Genomic DNA, 18,353 nt, shown 5'->3' with positions numbered 1-18,353 from the left:
AGACAGGCACCTTTATCATTTCTGTGTATGATTGCAGTAAAAATGCCCCGTTTTGGAAGCATGCATTCAGTATACCATTTCTTTTTGGAAAATTCCATAAAAATAACTGGCATCTGCGCGCAGGGTACGACAAAAAGGTACAGTTGTACAGTTCACTCGCGCCATTCGTACCTTTTTGTAGGTAGATTTTCATGCGAGCATGAAATCTGCCCCCAAACGGTACAAGTGAACTGTTAACTTAAAAAGACTGCCGTTCGTGAATTTCACAAAAACGGCAGTCCCAAATGTCTGATGATTTATTCAGCAACGTAAGGCATAAGTGCCAGATGACGTGCTCTCTTGATTGCAACAGTCAGAGCTCTCTGATGCTTTGCGCAGTTGCCGGTAATTCTTCTGGGAAGAATCTTACCTCTCTCGGAAACGTATCTCTTTAACTTATTGGTATCCTTGTAATCGATCACATTGTCCTTACCACAGAATACGCAAACTTTCTTTCTTCTGCGCATGCCGCCTCTTCTCCGTGCGGGAGCGTCAGGTCTTTCAGATTTATTGAATGCCATGATGGTTTACCTCCTGTTTGAATATAGAAACTTCTCAAATGCTTTGCATCCGAGAAGCAGCGCAATTTTCCGCGAGCGGAAAATTAAAACGGGAAACATCTCAAACACTTCGTGCTCGAGATGTAGCGCAAAATTTTTGTGAAACAAAAATTTTGCTTAGTTGAACGGCAGCTCCTCGTCGATTCCATCCGGAATGTTCATGAAGCCGTCTGTCGCTGCAGCAGGCTGGGGTCTTGCAGGTGCACTGTTATAACCGCCGCCATTGTAACCCCCATCGTTACTGGCTGCACTGTTCTTGCTCTCTGCAAACTCCTGATCTTCCACAACAACATCAGTCGTATACACTTTGACGCCATCCTTATTGACATAGCTACCAGTCTGGATTCTGCCGGTCGCCACAATTTTGGTTCCCTTATGGAGATACCGCTCTGCGAACTCTGCGCTCTTGCCGAATGCAACGCATCCGATAAAGTCTGCGGAATTCTCATCGTTATTATTGCGGTTAAATCTCCGATCCACAGCCAGTGTATATCTGGCGATCGCCATAGCGTTGTCTCCCTGGGAATACCGAACCTCGGGATCCCTGGTAAGACGGCCCATAAGAATAACTTTATTCATATTGACTCTCTTTCTTACTTCGTCTCATTCTTGACAACTAAGTATCTCAATACGTTGTCCATGATGCGAATACGGCTTTCGATCTCTGCAGGTGCAGAAGATTCAGCCTCGAACTGGATGAAGTAATAGAAGCCTTCTTTCATCTTCTGGATCTCGTAAGCGAGTCTCTTCTTGCCCCAGTCATCAACGTTGGTGATGGTGCCGCCAAATCTTTCGATCAGCGCCTTGCACTTGTCAACAACCGCAGCTCTTTCTTCATCTTCGATTTTCGCACTGACAACCACAGCTAATTCGTACTTGTTCATGCTAATTACCTCCTTTTGGTCTCTGGCCCCTTTCCAATAAAAGGAGCAAGGAATATATATCACGGGTATCTATAATACCATGAAATCATATTGTTTTCAAGCTTTTCTTTTAATATCACGCAGATTTTTTTCAACCAGTCTGCGTGCGATCATAATCTGGTGACCGCAGCCTGCACATTTGAGCCGAAAATCCGCTCCGATCCGCAGGACTTCCCATTCCCGGCTGCCGCAGGGATGCTGTTTTTTCAGCGTCACCACATCTCCGACCTGAATATCCATGAAAATCTCCTTATAAGATTCCGTTTTACAGAGAATCAAAAATCTCCCCTATGCTGCCTGTAACGACCAGATCCGCTGCCGAATCCCGCGCCGTAGGCGTCCGGTTAATCAAAACCAGTTTATCGCTACGGTAGTAATCAATCAGCCCCGCCGCCGGATAAACGACCAATGAGGTTCCTCCGACAATCAGCACATCCGCATGGCTGATAAAAGAAACCGCTTCTTTCAGCACTTTCTGATCCAGGCTTTCTTCATAGAGTACGACATCCGGTTTGATCACGCCGCCGCATTCGCAGTGCGGAACCCCTGTGCTTTCCAGAATTGCATTCTGATCGTAAAACCGCCCGCACTTCATGCAATAATTGCGGAGCGTACTTCCGTGCAGCTCCAACACTGTTTTGCTGCCGGCAGCCTGATGCAATCCATCAATATTCTGCGTGATGACCGCTTTTAATTTGCCTTCCTTTTCCCACTGGGCAAGCTTTTTATGCGCAGCGTTTGGTTTTGCGTGCGGCGCCAGCATCTTGGCACGGTAAAACCGGTAGAATTCTTCCGGATTCTGCCGAAAAAAGGTATGGCTTAAAATCGTCTCGGGCGGATAACGGTATTCCTGATGGTACAGACCGTCCGTACTGCGAAAATCCGGGATTCCGCTCTCCGTGGACACGCCCGCACCGCCAAAGAAAACGATGTTATCGCTCTGATCAACAATCTCCTTTAGTTTTTTCCATTGCAAATCTGGCATATTTCATATCCTCAACTTTGATATGATCCTGCAGCCACTGCTGCAGATACTCAAACAAATCCTGAATCATGGCGTCCTGCGTACCGAGCGAAAGCTTCGATACCCGATCGGTAAACTCTTCCAGCTTCTGCACGAACATCCGATGCTGTTTCTTCTGTTCTTCGATTCCGCCATAGCCCATCTTTTCCATCAGCTGCTCTTCATGTGTAAAGTGCATCGTCGTGTAATCCTCCAGCCGCTTTAAAAGCTGTCGAATATCCGCACATTTAAACAGCATGTTTTCATCTGCCAAAAGCGCACCCACCTGGTCTGTCAGATCCAGCAGAACCACATGCTCTGCATCTACTGCTCCTACACCCGTCAGAAAATCTTCTTTGTTCTGTTTCATTCCTGCTTTCTCTCCTGTCATTTTCACGTTCGTTAAACGTCTGTTGGCGTCCTAGCGCATCCAGACAACATCATATCCTGGCGCTGGCAAACTCCAACCATGTCCTTCCCTCTCCCATCGGACCCAAAACGTTTCAGATAGAAAAAGTGTACCATAAACAGCCATAGTTTACAACAAATCTTGCCTTCCGAAAGTGTGCATTTTCAGATACACAGACCTTTTTTCAGCGCATACTCAGTCCATGATGCGATCCCGCATTTTAATTCCCTCCGGCGTCGCGGCAAGACCGCCTTCTCCGGTTTCCCGAAGACATGCCGGCATCGAAATTCCGACCTCCCGCATCGCGTCAATCACCTCGTCGGGAGGAATTCTGCTGCGCACTCCGGCAAGCGCCATGTCTGCCGCCGAAAGGGCGACAACCGCGCCGGATACGTTTCGTTTTACGCAGGGTACTTCTACCAAACCTGCTACCGGATCGCACACCAGACCCAGCAGATTTTTCAGTGCCATTGCTGCTGCGTGCGCCACCGCCTCTGCAGAGCCGCCCCGCAAATGCACCGCACCTCCTGCTGCCATTGCCGATGCCGAACCGATTTCCGCCTGACAACCGCCCTGCGCGCCCGCGATAAACGCCCGGGATGCGATTACCCCTCCAATGCCGGCCGCCACATACAGCGCTTTTGTCATTTCTTCATCCGTATAATGATATTTTTCCTGCATGCTCAGAAAAACTGCCGGCACAACGCCACACGCACCCGCCGTAGGCGCTGCGACAATTCGTTTCATACAGGCGTTGGACTCTCCCATTTTGACCGCCTTTTCCATCACGCGCCCAAGAAAATCGCCGCAGATCGGCTCTTCCTGCTCCACATAGTGCTCCAGCTTGCCGCCGTCCGTGCCCACCAGTCCGCTGCGGGAATGCAGGGTTTCGTCGTAGTCCTGATCCGCCTCTTTCATCGCCTGGTACATGCGCTGCAGCTGTACAAAGGATTCCTCCTGTGCAATCTGCCGCTCCCGGCAGTCATCTTTTTGGATCAGCTCCCAGAAACTGCAGCCTGTCGCTGCAGCTTCCTTGCAGATCTCTTCCAATGAACGATACATATCTTTGCTGCCTCCTATTCTTCCAGACACAGGTAGATTACTTTTTCAATGCCCTCTTCCTGCTCCAGTGCTGCAATCCGCTCCCGCGGTACTTCCTGATCCACTTCGATTACCATAACGGCATGTCCGCCGCGTTCGTCCCGGTACACCTGCATCGTCGCGATATTGATCCCGGCTTCGCCCAGGCGCGACGTTACTTTTACAATACAGCCCGGCTTGTCCTGATTGTATACAACCAGTGTCGGAGCTTCCCCGGAAAAATTTGCAGTCAGTCCATCGATCTCGCAGATTCTGATCCGTCCGCCGCCGATCGATGCACCGATCGCTTCCAGCTTTCGCCCGCTCTCTCCGGTCACCTCCAGCCGAACGGAATTCGGATGCGCATTCATAAGGCTGATTCCTTCAAAGGAAAACGAAAGCCCTGCCTTTTTTGCTTCTGCGAAGCTTTCCGGAATCCGCGGGTCGTCCACTGCCAGCCCCAACAGTCCCGCCACAATCGCGCGGTCTGTTCCATGTCCGCGCCCTGTTGCCAGAAAAGAGCCGTGCAGCCCGATCTTTGCATTCACGACCCGTTCTCCCAAAAGCTTTCCCACCGTCTGACCGATCCGCACCGCCCCCGCCGTGTGGGAGCTGGAGGGTCCTACCATCACAGGCCCAACAATATCCAGTATGTTCATAGCTTCTCCATTCCTCAGACACGCTTTTTCTCACAGCTTTCCGCACAGATATGCGCAGGCCTTCAACAGCGTCTCTAATTTTTTCCCTACAATAATATAATAATCCGGCTGCTGCGTACCTTCCAGACAAATCTGGTTTCCGTATACGGGCAGGCTGCAGAAGATCACTTCTTTGGACGATGCCAACAAAATGCCATAGCCTCGGTCGGAAATCAGATATGGAAGTTCGTTTTCGACTCCATGGGAGATGCACCGCGCCGTCTTTTCCAGATGGATTCCGCCTTTACCGAGCGCGCCTGCTGCATAGAGCCCTTCTCCTTTTTTCCAGTCAAAAAACAGCCTGCTGCGCCCACCGTTTGGTGCATTTTCGATCAGGCAGCGATCCTGTCTACTTTCTTCCAGCAAGATTTCGCTGTCCTTATCCAGAAACCGCAGCGCACCTGTCTTTTTGTCCGCAACCACATACATTTCCGGCGTTCGCATCTCCACAAGCGTCGGTTTTTCGCGCATCTGCCAGTTTTTCTCCACCCGGGTGACGGCGATTGCAGGATGCACCGGCGGCATCTCGCCCCGTGAAAAAGTGACGCGCAGAATTCCGCTGCCGACAGGGCTCAAACGGGTCACTCCATAACGGCTCTGTAAATACAGACCGTCCTCCTTACGCTGTACCCAGCGAATCGAATGGTCGATCTTCGCATGTCCCGCCGCCCGCAGCTTCGCGGTATCCGGAAGTTCACCGAACGAAAGGACACCGGATGCTGTGCTGGCATGCATATCGCCTGTGACACGCGGCTGTACCGTGCCGTTCACCGTTCTGCCAGCTGCCTGTGCAGATTGTCTACTGCCTACAGCTCTGCCAGATCCCTGTGCAGTCTGGCTGTTGCTCCCGTACAGCGACGCCAGCGGATGGAGGGCTTTCTGCGGCTGACCGGAAATAACCGGCTTCGGGCGCGACGTCCAGCCGGCACCAGCAGACGTCGGCCGGGGTGCAGCTGCCGCCGGATGGGCACTGCCCTGTGTTTTTCCGCCTGCGCTGCGTGCGTCCGCACTTTCCTGCATCGCACCCGTTCCATATGGCAACGGTGCTTCCTGTCCGCCGGGCGGATTCTGCACGATGACGACCTTTTTCTTCGCACCGGATGCCGATGTCTGCGCCGTGTCGGACGTTTTCTCCGCCCGTCCTGCCGTGCGTGAGACGGGCGCACCGGAACCGGTACTCCGCTGATCGCCGGGCGCGGTCCGACGTCCCGCATCGTCCGCCCGCTTTTTGTTCCTTTTCGGAATCGGGTCTGCGATCAGCCCGGTAAGGTTGCCGGTGTGCAGAACCTCCAGCCGGTGCAGTGCTCTTGTCGCCGCGACATACAAAAGCTTCGCGTGTCCATCGTCTATCGGATAGGACTCCCGATCCGGGCTGAGCAGCAGAACCGCGTCGAATTCCAGTCCCTTGGTATATTCCACCGGAAATACCATGATTCCTTTTTCAAACGACGCTTTTTCCGGATCCCAGGGCATAACCGGCAGCTCTTTTTGCAGAAGCTCTGCCGTCTCCTGCGCCTGCTTCTGATCCCGGCAGATCACCGCGATTGTGTCAAAACCGTCTGTCTGCCATCCTTTGCAGATTTTTGCCGCTTCCCGGTACAGATCCCTTCCTGCTGTCTGTCGGATGCCAACCGCTTCGCCATGCCGAATGACCGGCTCTGCCCCATACCCCGGGAACTCTCCGTGCGCCAGGATGTCCGATGCAAAATTTGCAATTTCTACGGTATTTCGATAGCTTTTTCTCAGTACGCAAAAGTTATCCCGTTCTCCGGTCAGCAGGATGTTTTTCACCCCTTCCCAGTCGCTGATACCGTAATCCATGCGGATATTCTGGGATACATCCCCCATGACCGTGTAAGTGCAGCTTCTGACGCATTCTTTTAAAACTGCATAGACCATAACACCGAAATCCTGCGCTTCATCCACAACGATATGATGCGCCTCGCTGATGACCTCCGTTTCCCGCATTCTGCGATACAGATAGGCAAGTGCCGCCAGGTCGTACACATCCAGCTCCTCCTGCGGTTCTTCGACGCAGACGCCCTGCTGTTTCTGCTCTGTCAGGAAATCATGATACATCTCATAAACGGATTTTTTCCATTGCCTTGCGCCGAACCTTTTACGCATTGAGCGGCGGATTGCCTTTTTTTCTTCTAAGGTATAGCTTATGCCCTTTCCTAAAAATTCGTCCTCCACTTTTCCCATCAAACGCTCCTGCAGCATCAGCACCTTGCTCTGCGCGGACACGGACGGATTCTGACGGATATAACGTTCAATTGCCTCTCCTGTCATCAAAACGACCATATCTTTCGGGTCATTTTTGCCGCCGCTCTCATCGAACACACCGACACGACCGTCCCGAAGCCCCTCTACAAACTGCTTCCGGTTAAACAACACCGTCGTCCTCGGGATCGTGTTCCACTCCACTCTGCTGCAAAACTTCTGCAGCTTTTCAAACCACGCAAGGGTTCCTCGCACCGCACCGTCTTTCCCGGCATCGCGCACCGGGCAGATGCGGTAGGTTTCGTCCCAGTCCTCATATAAAAGGCGTACAAACAGCTGCTCCATCGTCATCTGTCGGATGCCATACACATCCAGATCCGGCAGGACACCCGTGATATAGTCCAGCAAAATCCGGTTGCTGCCGACGATATAAAAATCCTCCGGCTGAAACCGTTCTTCATAATTGTATAAAATATAGGAAATCCGGTGCATCGCCACCGTGGTCTTGCCAGAGCCTGCCACGCCCTGCACGATCATGCTGTGATAGGGCGATTTCCGGATAATTTCGTTCTGCTCCTGCTGGATTGTCGCAATAATCTCGCCCAGAACTGCCTTTTTATTTTTTGCAAGATACCGCGTCAGAAGCTCATCGTTTGCCACGACTTCCGAATCATAATAGTCGATCAGCTTTGCATCCTCGATCTCATACGTCCGTTTGAGCAAAAGCTCGATCTCCATTTGCTGACCATCCGGTACGGGGTAGCTGCATTTTCCCAATCCGTTTTCATAATAGGCATTGGCCACCGGTGCACGCCAGTCCGTCACCATTTGGTGGGTGGTATCCTTTGCGATGCCGCCCCGTCCGATATAGAGGGATTCTTCTTTATTTAATGCCTCGTCATGAAAAACAATTCGCCCGAAGTAGGGCTTTTTCAGCGCCTTTTCATTGCGCTCCAATGCCCGCTTCATATGGGTGTGCATGGTTACGGTATTGTTCAGGATCGTCAGGACTTCCGCATCGTTATCATGATAATGCTCCAGCATTTCATCGATATCCTCCTGCATCTTCGCAACTTCCTGTCCATATTCCCACACGTTGTCACGCACGACCCTCAGAGTTTCCGCCAGATAAGCTTCTTCCGCCTTACGGCTTGTATTTCGCTTCATACAGCGCTCCTTTCTTCTGTTGCTCTTTCCTTTAGCTGTCCCTCTATTGTACCTGTTCGTCCGCGCGATTACAACCAAAAGACACTGCTTTGCCGGCTGTCAGGCAAATTTCTTTTTCTGTATCCAAAACAGGACGTCCTGCAGTGCAGGGCGTCCTGTAGTTCATGACAATAGAATGCTCGCAGAGCGTGCATTCTATTGTTTTTGTTCGTATTGCTGCCTTACAGCTCCTTTGTCTCGCTGCAGTGTACCTTCAGAACACTGCAGGTCTGTCCGGTCAGCTCGCTGCTTCTGCGATCCGGCTGCTGCATGCCGACGGAAACCTCGTAATCTCCTTCTTCCAGCATAAAGTGTGCGTCCTCGTCGTACAGAGCAAACGCCTTGTCAGCCAGCACGATTCCCACTTCTTTTTCCTCGCCGGGCTGCAGGGAAAGCTTCTTCAAGCCTTTGAGCTGCGCGTTCGGTGTATTGTCCCGAAGCGCTTTGACATAAACCTGAATGGTCTGTCCGCCTGCAAATTTTCCGGTATTTTTTACGGAAGTTTTGATTCGAAGCTGTCCGCCTGCCTCGATTTCCATACGGTCTGCGCTCGTCTTTCCCTGTTCAAAGGAGGTATAAGAAAGTCCGAAGCCGAAGGGATAAAGCGCTTCCTTTTCCATGTAGCGGTAGGTGCGTCCCTTCATCGCATAGTCAGTGAATTCCGGCAGTTCCTCAGAGGTGCGGTAGAACGTTACCGGCAGCTTGCCCTCCGGGCTGTATTCTCCGAAAATCGCCTCTGCGACAGCTTTTCCGCCTGCCGCGCCGGGATACCATGCCTGCAGAATTGCCTTGCAGTGCGCATCCTCCCATTCCAGCGCCATTGCAGAGCCGGTCATGGATACCAGGATCACGGGCTTTCCGCTGCTATATGCGACCTCAAGCACCTCACGCTGCAGACCGGGGAACAGCAGGTCTTTTTTATCGCCGCTTGCAAATTCGTTGCCGGCGTCCCCCTGCTCTCCCTCGATGCTGGAATCCAGTCCCATCACCGCGATAATCACATCGCTGACCTCGCAGACTGCTTTTGCTTCGGAAATCCGGTCGTCCGCCTGTGCCAGTCCACTGGTTCTGTCCTTCCAGAGGTCGCAGGCTTCGGAATAATAAACCTTTACATCATCCCCGACATAATCCTCAATGCCTTCCAGCACTGTGATATAGCGGGATGCAGTTCCTTCATAGTTGCCCACCAGCGCTTTTCTGGAATCCGCATTCGGACCGATCACGCCGATCGTATGAAGTTTGCTCTTGTCAAGAGGAAGGAAATTGTCCTCATTTTTCAGAAGGACAAGGCTTTTTCTGGAAACGGTCTGGTTCAGTGCCTTGCTGGAAGCAAGATCTACCTGATCGTAACCGATTTTATCCAGTTCTTCCTGTCTCTCATCGCCAAGGATTCCCAGCTTCATCCGACATTCCATCAGGTTTGTCACCGCTTCATCCAGACGCGCTTCATCCACATAGCCGCCGCGCACCGCATCTCTCAAATTCGGAAAAACGCAGCCGCAGTTTAAGTCACAGCCATTGTTCATCGCCATCGTCGCGGATTCCAGCGGCGTCTTGGTAATTTTATGGTTTTCGTGGAAATCCGCAATCGCGCCGCAGTCACTGACAACGTGACCCTTAAATCCCCACTCTTTTCTCAGGATATCCTGCAAAAGTGTCTTGCTTCCGCAGCAGGGCTCGCCATTTGTCCGGTTATAGGCGCCCATCACGGCTTCTACCTTCGCTTCCTGCACACATGCCTTGAATGCCGGCAAATAGGTTTCATACAGATCCTGCTTCGATACGACTGCGTTGAACTCATGTCGGATGCCCTCCGGTCCGGAATGCACCGCAAAATGCTTCGCGCACGCCGCAGCCTTTAAATGATCCGGGTCTTCGCCCTGCAGACCTTTAATAAAGCCGACCGCCAGACGGGAAGTCAGATATGGATCTTCTCCGTAGGTTTCCTGTCCTCTGCCCCAGCGGGGATCGCGGAACAGATTCACATTCGGTGCCCAGAACGTCAGTCCTTTGTAAATATCGTGGTCGCCCGCTTTCTGCTGTGCGTTATATTTTGCACGTGCCTCGGTCGCGATCACATCGCCGACCTGCTTTAACAGCTCCTCATCAAATGTCGCCGCCATGCCGATTGCCTGCGGAAATACCGTCGCCGTGCCCGCTCTTGCCACACCATGCAGCGCCTCATTCCACCAGTTATAGGACACAATGCCAAGGCGCTCCACCGCCGGAGCGGTGTAAAGCGTCTGTCCTACTTTTTCTTCCAGATTCATCTGTGCAGCCAGAGCTGCTGCCTTTTCCCTGTATTTACTCATTTTTTCCGCTCATTTCTGCGCACGCTTTTTGCGCATGTCGAGTTTGTGTCAAGTGCGCGCAGACACAAATCTCGCGATTGAAAAATTTTATTTTTCAATCTTTCTTGCCCTTTCCCATATGCTTTATGCGAACGGATTCTCTGTCGGATACATCATGCCCTTGGGCTGATTGAAGTTTAAGTCCTCTACCGGAACGCCGATGTATTTGAATACCTCGTACAGTGCTTTGCCGTAATGGCCGAAGGCAACTGCGCCGTGGTGCGGGAAGTTCTTCTCAATCAGCACATGGCGGTAGAAGCGTCCCATTTCCGGAATTGCAAATACGCCGATGGAACCAAAGGAATGAGAAGCAACCGGCAGAACCTCGCCCTGTGCGATGTAAGCCCGTAGCTTGTTGTCCGCGGTGGACTGCAGGCGGTAGAAGGTGATATCACCGGGGATAATATCTCCTTCCAGAGTGCCGTTTGTCACTTCAACCGGAAGGGATCTCGCCATGATCATCTGATTCTTCATGCTGCAGAACGCCAGCTTTCTGGAGCAGGTATTGCCGCAGTGGAAGCCCATGAAGGTATCCTTATGGGTGTAATCAAATTTCCCCCGGATCGACTCTTCATACATATCGTCGGGCACGCTGTTGTTGATATCCAGTAAGGTTACAACATCGTCGCTGACTGCAGTTCCGATAAACTCACTTAAGCAGCCGTAAATATCCACTTCGCAGGATACCGGAATACCCATACCGGTCAGGCGGCTGTTGACATAGCAGGGAACAAAGCCGAACTGTGTCTGGAATGCAGGCCAACATTTACCGGCAATTGCAACGTATTCGCGGTAGCCCTTATGTGCCTCTACCCAGTCGAGCAGGGTCAGCTCATACTGTGCAAGCTTTTCCAGAATTTCAGGCTTTTTGTTGCCCTCACCCAGCTCTTCCTCCATCTCTTTTACCTTTGCAGGGATTCTTTCATCCCCGGCGTGCTTGTTGAACGCTTCGAACAGATCCAGTTCGGAGTTTTCTTCGATTTCAACGCCCAGGTTGTAGAGTTGCTGAATCGGTGCGTTGCAAGCCAGGAAATTTAACGGTCTGGGACCAAAGCTGATGATCTTCAGGCTCTTTAAACCGATGATCGCTCTTGCGATCGGAACAAAATCATGGATCATATCCGCACATTCTGCTGCGGTTCCAACGGGATATTCCGGAATATATGCCTTTACATTGCGAAGCTTTAAGTTGTAGCTTGCATTTAACATACCGCAGTATGCGTCACCTCTGCCGCCGACCAGATCATTCTGAGATTCTTCTGCTGCAGCCACGAACATGACAGGACCGTCAAAATGCTTTGCCAGCAGGGTTTCTGCAATTTCCGGACCGAAGTTGCCCAGATATACGCACAGCGCGTTGCAGCCTGCCTGCTTGATATCCTCCAGAGCCTGTACCATATGGATCTCGCTCTCTACAATACAGACCGGACATTCATAAATATCCGCAACGTCATAATTTGCCTTGTAAGCCTCTACCAGAGCCTTTCTTCTGTTGACAGACAGAGATTCTGGGAAACAGTCCCGGCTGACTGCTACAATACCGATTTTCACTTTAGGTAAATTTTTCATGATAAAATCCTCCATTTTTATGTCAGGCGCAACGTCTGAAACTATATATACAGGAACTGTTTTGCCTGTAATTTTTAATCCAGGGAAAGGTTTTCACCGATCAGTCCCATCGGGCTTCCTTCCGGCAGACCGCCTTCGGGATGTCCCAGCAGCCATTTGTTTTTGGCAGTCAGATGACCGTCTTCACCGCCCTGATGGTCTTTTTCCAGATCGAGGTTCGTTCCTTTCGGAAGTACAATTGTACACTGGAATCCGCCTTTTTCTGTATGGCAGGGTGCATAATGTAAGGTTGTCGCATACAGCTCTACCGCTGTCCCGGCAGGAACCCGGAATGCTTTGACTTTCGAGGTGTCATAGGTAAACTCCTCTGTGATGTCCTGCTGTTTTCCCAGCATCAGCACCAGCTCTGTTGCCGCTACGTCCACCTCAGAGCTTCTGTGGTATTCCAGCGCGTTTAATTTCCGGTTATGACCGTTGCAATAGCCGATCTGGATCGGAAGCTCGCCATAGGTTTTGTCCGTCAGCTCTTTCATGACCGCAAGCGCTTCCAGCTTCGGCTCGGAAGCCACATATACCACGTCCTCCGGCACCGGCGTGTGCTTCATCTCTGCCAGCAGTTCTGTCAGCTCCACGCTGTCGATGATTTTGCCATACTCTTTAAAAAGAGGGTCTGTCACTTCATAAATCTGCATGATCGTATCTCCTTTCTGTGTCTCACTTCAATTTTCCGAACAGCTCCTTCACCGTCGGATAAATCTGTTTAAACTGCGCGTAACGTTCTTCGTATTTCGCTGCAAGCTCTGCATCCGGCTCCACCGTGTCCACGACTTTTAAAAGCTTCTGCGCTGCTTCTTCCACAGATGCGTACTCGCCACAGGCAACCGCCGCTAAAATCGCCGCTCCGTAGCCGGGTCCCTCTTCGGTTTCCGGCACGTCCACTTTCACATTCAACACATTGGCAATAATCTTTTTCCAGAGAAGGCTCTTTGCACCGCCACCGCAAATCTTCGTCCGGTCGATTTGGATGCCGAGGGATTTTGCAATTTCAAAAGAATCCCTCAGGGCAAAGGCAACGCCTTCGAGCACCGCCTGCGTCATGTCCGCGCGGCTCGTATCCATCGTCATTCCAATAAAGGTGCCTCTCGCATCCGGATCATTATGCGGAGAACGCTCACCCATCAAATACGGCAGGAAGTAAACGTGATTTTCGCCAAGCTTCGTGATCGCCGCCTGCTCTGTCCCATAATCCTTCGTGCCGATGATCTCGTCCATCCACCACTTATTGCAGGACGCCGCGCTCAGCATGCAGCCCATCAGATGGTAATGTCCATCCGCATGGGCAAAGGCATGCAGCGCATTATTTTTATCCACTGCAAACTGATCGGAGGAAATAAAGATCGTTCCGCTCGTTCCGAGAGAAATATTGCACTGACCGTTTCCAACTGTTCCGGTTCCCACTGCTGCCGCCGCGTTATCCCCTGCACCTGCTGCTACCTTTACGGTTTCCGGCAGACCGAGGTTCTGCGCGATTTCGGGGAGCAGCGTGCCGACTGTCTCATAGCTTTCATAGACCTTTGCAAGCTGTTCTTTATGAACGCCGCAGATCTCACACATTTCTTCCGACCAGCAGCGGTTCTTCACATCGAATAACAGCATGCCGGAAGCGTCCGATACATCCGTGCAATGTACGCCGGTCAGACGATATGCCAGGTAATCCTTCGGCAGCATGATCTTTTTGATCCGTGCAAAGTTCTCCGGCTCGTTGTTTTTTATCCACAAAATCTTCGGCGCAGTAAATCCGGTGAAGGAGATGTTTGCCGTATATTCGGAAAGCTTCTCCTTGCCGATCACCTGATTCAGATAGTCGTTTTCCCGGAAGGTTCTGCCATCGTTCCAGAGAATCGCGGGACGGATGACCTGATCATTTTCATCCAGCACAACTAATCCGTGCATCTGACCGCCGAAGCTGATGCCCGCCACCTGGCTCTTGTCGATTCCATCCAGCAGTTCACAAAGCCCGTCCATGGACTGCTTGTACCAGTCTTCCGGATTTTGCTGCGACCAGCCCGGATGCGGGAAGTACAGCGGATACTCCCTTGAGGTAACTCTTACGATTTTCCCGTTTCCTTCCATCAAAAGCAGCTTCACTGCAGAAGTTCCCAGGTCGATTCCAATGTAATACATATTCTACTCCTTTATTCTGTTTTGCGTGCCCGTGCACGCAAGCACACACAAGGGATTATGATATAAAATCATGACACACTTTCCCTGTCGTTCTTTCACCATGCCTTTATCATAGATTTTAGACCATAAAAAATCAAGACCCCAATTTATTTTCAGAATTTTCACCAAAACCATGCCGTTTCCTCCGCACGCCTGCGTTTCCAATTTGTGCATTTTCCCATTTTTGTGCGCGGGCACGCAAACCATGCCGCGATTCGTTGACTTTCCATTTTCATCATGCTACGCTAAATGTGCAGACGCTTCAAAGGAACTGTTATGAAAAGAAACAATGAGGTAATTGGTAACTATGGCAACCATTCGGGAAATCGCAGAACTGGCGGGGGTGTCCCGCGGCACGGTCGACCGCGTGCTCAATCATCGCGGCTCCGTCAACGCAGCCACCGCCGCTCTGGTCAATGATATTGCAAAAAAACTGGACTACAAGCCAAACCGCGCCGGAATCGCCCTCGCCGCACAGCGAAAGATGGTCCGGATCGGCGTCGTTTTATTCGACACCGGAAATCCGTTTTTTGATGAAGTATGGAACAGCGTTCTTTCCAAAGAAGAAGAATTAAACAGCTACAACTGCTCCGTTCTCAAAAAGAAGACCGGGTTTTCTGCGCAGGAGCAGCTGCAGGCTATCGCCGAGCTGGAGGCAGAAGGTATTGATGGACTCGTGATCAGCCCTTTTAACGACACAGCCGTCGCGAACAAAATCGATCAGCTGCAGAGCCGCCAGATTCCCGTCATCACCACCAACACGGATATCCGTAATTCCAGCCGTCTTGCTTTTGTCGGCAGCGACTTTTACCGCTGCGGGCAGACTGCTGCCGGTCTGATGAATCTCATGACCTCCGGGGAAGTGCGCGCCGGTATCGTCACCGGTTCCTCCCAGGTACTCTGCCATACCGACCGGATTGCCGGTTTCTGCGACCGGATCTCTGCCTGCTATCCGCGCATCCGGGTCATCGCCGAGATTGAAAACAGCGATGATGATTTTGAAAGCTACGATAAAACAAGAGCGCTGCTGTCTGCACATCCAGACATCAACGCCCTCTACTTTACCGCTGCCGGTGTTTATGGAGGCTGCCGCGCGGTTCTTTCCCTAAACCGCACCGACATCCATATTCTTGCTTATGACAAAATTCCTGCTACAAAAGAGCTGATGGAGCAGCACATTATTTCTGCTGTGATCTGCCAGCAGTCTGCCATTCAGGGCTCAAAACCCATCCAGCTGCTGTTCGATTATCTGACTGCAGGTGAGGCACCTGACCGCGAATTTTATTATACCGCTGTGGACATTCGGATTTTGGAAAACCTGTAAACGCGCCGCCCCTTTAGTTTGCCGGCTGTATCACTTCACTCCAGTTCGTGATCCCGATGACGGATTTTGCAAACTCTGTATAGCTGTTGGAATTTACCTGATCGATATTTTTGTAAACCTCGTAAATATATTTATGCTGTCCGCCCTGAGTGGACAGTCCCAGTGCAAGTCCCTGTGCAATCTCTTCTCCCGCATCCGTCTGTCTGGACAAAAGGATCGCATTGATATAAGGATTGTTCTCTGCTGCATAGTAGGCATAGGCAAATGCCGCCGCCTGATTGATTTCTCCCTGGGAAGAAGAATATCCCAGCTCGCTCAGAATCACCGGGCGCACTTCGCCGTCCGCCGTCAGCATTTCTTCCTTCTGCAAAAAGTTCGTAATGACATTGATATTCTGCATTGTCACGATCGACGTATTTTCCGAATTGGTAATCAGCTTCTGAATCTTGCCGGACGAATTCCAGAACGTCGTATTCGTCAGCGGATACGCATAGGGGTGATCTGCAAGTCCCCAGTCGATATTTCCCTCGGAGGAAATCACCTGGTTCATCGAAACCAGCAGATCACGCACGTCATAGCTGTTCTTCGACGACAGATCCCGATTCCACTGCTGATCCATCGAAACATAGACTCTCGCATTCGCGTTCATACTCTTGATGCTGTTGTAAAAAACGCGCACCGCGTTCGCGTATTCTCTCGCATAGGTATCCAGATCGACGTACTGCATATAATTCCAATCAGAACGGACGTTGACCTCGTTGCCGACAATCCAGTTCATGACAATCCCGTGGTCATTGTCCCGGTATCTCTGCGCCAAAAACGCGCCGACCGCTGCAAGCGTCTCCACGCCATCTGCTTCCGCTGCATTGAACGCATAATAATTAGCAGAGCCGCCCCGGGAAAGCGGATGGGTGAGCTCCGGATACGCGCTGCTCTTATTATTTAACAGAATCGCAGAAATCGTAATTCCCTTTGCCGTCAGCCTGGAAAAAATAGAATCATATTCCGCAATCCGCTGACCGTTAAACGCATAGGTTCTGCCGTCGTATGTATAATAAACCGTAGGGAACAAGCCGTTTGTCGTCTCCCCGAGAATATTTCCGACCGGAATATTGTACGCCGCATGGTTGACATGCAGCTCATCCAGCTCATCTACCCGAAGCGGATCTACTAAAATCCCTTTAATCGAAGAACGCTGCGGATATGCCGCCTGATAAGACGCAAGTACCTCCGGGTTTGTCATATAGCAGGGATCACAGAGCGGAACATACGCATCCTTTAATTTTACCGCTACGACGAATTTCGACATCAGCCTGGAATCCACCTGATTTTCGTTGACATTTGCCGTCAGGGAAAATTCCTTGTCCTTCGGCACGGACGCGATCGGCTCTGCCCCGGCATCCAGCTCGGTATCGTACATGTTCATTTTGAGCAGGTAAAAATTATCATCATCGCTCGCCGGCTTTTCCTCCACCGACGCCTTTACCGAAAAGGTTCCTGTCCCCTGCGCAATTTTGCAGGATTCCACTTTTACATAGCCGTCGATATTGTCCTCTGTCAGCTCGACAAGCATTTCGGTTTCCGTCTCTGTCTCCGTTTCTGTTTCGGGTTCCGTCTCCTGCGTCTCTTCTGTTTCTTCTATAGCAGCAGGAACTGTGCTTTCCTCTTCCGTCGTCGATTCCTGCGTGTTTTCCGCAATCAGCTCTTCTGTTACCCTCGTCGAATGCACCGCACAGAATACCCCTCCACCGATCGCGCCCGCCGCTACAAGCACCAGCGCAACATAAATCGCTGTCAGTTGTCTGACTGCTTTCGGATTTTTTCTTTTCCGGCTCCTCTTTTCTGCGTTCTGACTGTTCTGCCTCCCGTTTTTGTTTTCCTTCACAATACTCCTCTTTGCACCCATCCGGCTGCGGCCTGCTGCAACGGACTGAAACATGCGGCACCGAAAAAGTCGCGTCCTGCCATCGAAGCTGAGCCTTTCGCACAGCGCACATGCCATCCTTTTTTCAAAAAAACATCCGATTTATATCATAGCATCATCGAAATTACGATTGCAACAGATTTTTGGGACAAATAGCATACTTTACACCATTTTCCCGGTATACAACTGCGAAGAACTGAATCCTTCGAAAGAATGTTTGAAAATAAATTGACCGAAAATATAGAAGATATTATAATATAGTCAGACAATACAATGTCAGGGTCAAAAGGTCTAAGCCCACATAAGCTTGCTCCTGTGTGGGCGAAAAATCTTATGCCTCGGAAATATCAGCGAGGTACAAAAGAAAAGAGGGTGAGCGTATGATGGAATCGATGATGATGATGGCAGCTGCAATTTTCCTTTTACTGGTGTTAGCAGACTTTTCACTGGCTGACACTCCGCAGGACCGAATCAGCGGAAGGATGTATGTACGGTTCTTATCCGGCTGGCAAACCGTATGCGCCGCATTTTCCAAAAAGGGAACGCTCGAAAAGTTCGATAATCCGGCAATCTGTCTCTCCGATCCACAGATTGCATCCGGCGCTTCCGAGCCCCTCGCCGCTGTCGCAAAAGCAACCGCAAAGTATTCCTTTTACCAGTCGCGTCAGAAACACAGAAATACAGAATCGCTTCAGCGCAGACAATATAACCGGAAAATGATGGAAAATTAAATTGGATAAAAAAGAATCCTGCTCTACAGGATTCTCCGCCTGCGGCGGGTCGCGTAAGCGACATTCTACCATTCCGCCGCAGTGCGATCC

General features: G+C 51.0%; 16 protein-coding genes. 2 read left to right on the top strand and 14 right to left on the bottom strand.

What is annotated here, in order from left to right; genetic code table 11:
• Positions 1 to 296: 296 nt before the first annotated feature.
• The 13 genes from rpsR to xylB form a co-directional block, all read right to left on the bottom strand.
• On the bottom strand, positions 297 to 560 hold the full coding sequence (gene rpsR, locus OCV62_RS02120; protein ID WP_021915866.1) for a 30S ribosomal protein S18: 264 nt from the start codon (positions 558 to 560) through the stop codon (positions 297 to 299).
• Between the two features lie 156 nt (positions 561 to 716).
• On the bottom strand, positions 717 to 1,178 hold the full coding sequence (locus OCV62_RS02115) for a single-stranded DNA-binding protein (RefSeq protein WP_021915865.1): 462 nt from the start codon (positions 1,176 to 1,178) through the stop codon (positions 717 to 719).
• Positions 1,179 to 1,192: 14 nt separating this feature from the next.
• A complete protein-coding gene (rpsF, locus tag OCV62_RS02110) occupies positions 1,193 to 1,483 on the bottom strand; it encodes a 30S ribosomal protein S6 (RefSeq protein WP_021915864.1) in 291 nt (96 codons plus the stop codon).
• Between the two features lie 96 nt (positions 1,484 to 1,579).
• A complete protein-coding gene (locus OCV62_RS02105) occupies positions 1,580 to 1,762 on the bottom strand; it encodes a DUF951 domain-containing protein (RefSeq protein WP_021915863.1) in 183 nt (60 codons plus the stop codon).
• 25 nt (positions 1,763 to 1,787) lie between these two features.
• Positions 1,788 to 2,507, bottom strand: coding sequence for an NAD-dependent protein deacylase (locus OCV62_RS02100; protein WP_021915862.1), 720 nt, complete (start codon positions 2,505 to 2,507; stop codon positions 1,788 to 1,790).
• Positions 2,467 to 2,895, bottom strand: a complete 429-nt coding sequence (locus OCV62_RS02095) for a bacteriohemerythrin (RefSeq protein WP_021915861.1) — start codon at positions 2,893 to 2,895, stop codon at positions 2,467 to 2,469. Before OCV62_RS02095 ends, OCV62_RS02100 begins: the two co-directional genes overlap by 41 nt.
• Positions 2,896 to 3,129: 234 nt before the next feature.
• Positions 3,130 to 3,996, bottom strand: coding sequence for an L-serine ammonia-lyase, iron-sulfur-dependent, subunit alpha (gene sdaAA, locus OCV62_RS02090; protein WP_262584893.1), 867 nt, complete (start codon positions 3,994 to 3,996; stop codon positions 3,130 to 3,132).
• 14 nt (positions 3,997 to 4,010) lie between these two features.
• A complete protein-coding gene (gene sdaAB / locus OCV62_RS02085) occupies positions 4,011 to 4,673 on the bottom strand; it encodes an L-serine ammonia-lyase, iron-sulfur-dependent subunit beta (protein ID WP_117961479.1) in 663 nt (220 codons plus the stop codon).
• 30 nt (positions 4,674 to 4,703) lie between these two features.
• A complete protein-coding gene (locus tag OCV62_RS02080; RefSeq protein ID WP_262584892.1) occupies positions 4,704 to 8,102 on the bottom strand; it encodes an ATP-binding domain-containing protein in 3,399 nt (1,132 codons plus the stop codon).
• 221 nt (positions 8,103 to 8,323) lie between these two features.
• Complete coding sequence (locus tag OCV62_RS02075; RefSeq protein ID WP_262584891.1) at positions 8,324 to 10,453, bottom strand: glycoside hydrolase family 3 C-terminal domain-containing protein; 2,130 nt, start codon at positions 10,451 to 10,453, stop codon at positions 8,324 to 8,326.
• A gap of 123 nt (positions 10,454 to 10,576) precedes the next feature.
• Positions 10,577 to 12,061, bottom strand: a complete 1,485-nt coding sequence (locus OCV62_RS02070; protein WP_262584890.1) for an L-fucose/L-arabinose isomerase family protein — start codon at positions 12,059 to 12,061, stop codon at positions 10,577 to 10,579.
• A gap of 74 nt (positions 12,062 to 12,135) precedes the next feature.
• A complete protein-coding gene (locus OCV62_RS02065; RefSeq protein WP_262584889.1) occupies positions 12,136 to 12,753 on the bottom strand; it encodes a DUF4867 family protein in 618 nt (205 codons plus the stop codon).
• A 22-nt stretch (positions 12,754 to 12,775) separates the two neighbouring features.
• A complete protein-coding gene (xylB, locus tag OCV62_RS02060; protein ID WP_262584888.1) occupies positions 12,776 to 14,245 on the bottom strand; it encodes a xylulokinase in 1,470 nt (489 codons plus the stop codon).
• 346 nt (positions 14,246 to 14,591) lie between these two features.
• Between xylB and OCV62_RS02055 the strand changes: the two genes are divergently transcribed.
• Positions 14,592 to 15,608 (top strand): LacI family DNA-binding transcriptional regulator, encoded by a 1,017-nt coding sequence (locus OCV62_RS02055; protein ID WP_262584887.1) that lies wholly within the window; start codon positions 14,592 to 14,594, stop codon positions 15,606 to 15,608.
• 13 nt (positions 15,609 to 15,621) lie between these two features.
• Here the strand turns inward: OCV62_RS02055 and OCV62_RS02050 are convergent, their stop codons facing one another.
• Positions 15,622 to 17,493 (bottom strand): DUF5722 domain-containing protein, encoded by a 1,872-nt coding sequence (locus tag OCV62_RS02050; RefSeq protein ID WP_262584886.1) that lies wholly within the window; start codon positions 17,491 to 17,493, stop codon positions 15,622 to 15,624.
• 419 nt (positions 17,494 to 17,912) lie between these two features.
• Between OCV62_RS02050 and OCV62_RS02045 the strand changes: the two genes are divergently transcribed.
• Positions 17,913 to 18,263 carry a hypothetical protein gene (locus tag OCV62_RS02045; protein WP_262584884.1) on the top strand — a complete coding sequence of 117 codons (351 nt, stop codon included), beginning with the start codon at positions 17,913 to 17,915 and terminating at the stop codon, positions 18,261 to 18,263.
• Positions 18,264 to 18,353: the final 90 nt, after the last annotated feature.

Origin of the sequence: Gallintestinimicrobium propionicum (genome assembly GCF_025567525.1) — a bacterium.
Taxonomy (GTDB): domain Bacteria; phylum Bacillota; class Clostridia; order Lachnospirales; family Lachnospiraceae; genus Gallintestinimicrobium; species Gallintestinimicrobium propionicum.
The sequence above is the reverse complement of the archived record's forward strand: the minus strand, read 5'-3'. Positions and strand labels throughout refer to the sequence as shown.